At 69.9% G+C, this 920-nt stretch carries 2 protein-coding genes; both read right to left on the bottom strand.

Annotated features, from left to right (window positions below; all coding sequences use genetic code 11):
* Window positions 1-84: 84 nt before the first annotated feature.
* Window positions 85-399, bottom strand: coding sequence for a hypothetical protein (locus ACLQ23_RS31545; protein WP_425881535.1), 315 nt, complete (start codon window positions 397-399; stop codon window positions 85-87).
* 107 nt (window positions 400-506) lie between these two features.
* The coding region (locus ACLQ23_RS31550; RefSeq protein WP_425881536.1) for a helix-turn-helix transcriptional regulator at window positions 507-920 on the bottom strand (414 nt) is incomplete at its 5' end.

The raw sequence follows: 920 nt of genomic DNA on the forward strand, positions 1-920 counted from the left end.
GGCGCACGGCGTGGACGCCCTGGTCCGGGTCGCCCCGGAGCCGGGCCGCGAGTTCAGCGTCGCCGACCGTGAGGGCCAGCGATTCTACTCGCTCCGGGCCTGGGGTTTCTGGTCCCAGTAGGGCGGGTCGAGCATCAAGTTGGGCACCGTGACGGTGGATCGAGGCGCGCTGCGCAGCGACCGGCACCCCTGCCCGCCGTCGATCGTCGACATGTTCCAGATCGCGGCCTCGGTGATCCGGTCTGGTTGCAGCCCCGGACCCGGGTCGGCTCGGACCACGTTCTTGGCGTCGTCGCGCCGTGCCTGGGCGTCGGCGCTGTCGCTGGTGATGGTGTGCGGGGTGACGACGTAATCGAGGTCGCCCGGCTCACGGGCGGCGTCGCCGACCCAGGCCGCCATAGTGACACCACCCCGCAGGACAAGATGCTCACCGGGACGTTGCCGCGACATCTGCCACCACGTGATTCATGGCAGCACGTCGGGTGCTGACCCACCGCCGGCCGGTGCTACCCGCGGCCTGCCCAATCAGGAAGCGCAAGTTCTTTGAGCTGCCTGCGGGAGGTGATGCCCAGCTTGCGGAAGATGCTGCGCAGGTGGGCTTCGATCGTGCGCGGGCTCAGGAACAGCTGTGCGCCGACCTCCCGAGAGGTCGCTCCGGTGGCGACCAACCGGGCGATGTGCAGCTCATGGGCGGTGAGCGCGTCGGTCGGCTGAGCGGCGCGTTTTCGTGGATGTTCACCGGTGGCGCGTAGTTCGCGGGCGGCACGCTCGGCGAACGCCTCCGCACCCATACCGGACAGCAGCTCGTGGGCGGTGCGAAGTTGTTCGCGGGCCTCCCGACGGCGGCCCTCGCGGCGCAGCCACTCGCCGTAGACGAGATGGGTACGAGCGAGGTAACCGCCCATCCGGCTGTGCTTGAG

This window comes from Micromonospora sp. DT41, from assembly GCF_049841715.1.
Lineage (GTDB): Bacteria > Actinomycetota > Actinomycetes > Mycobacteriales > Micromonosporaceae > Micromonospora > Micromonospora profundi.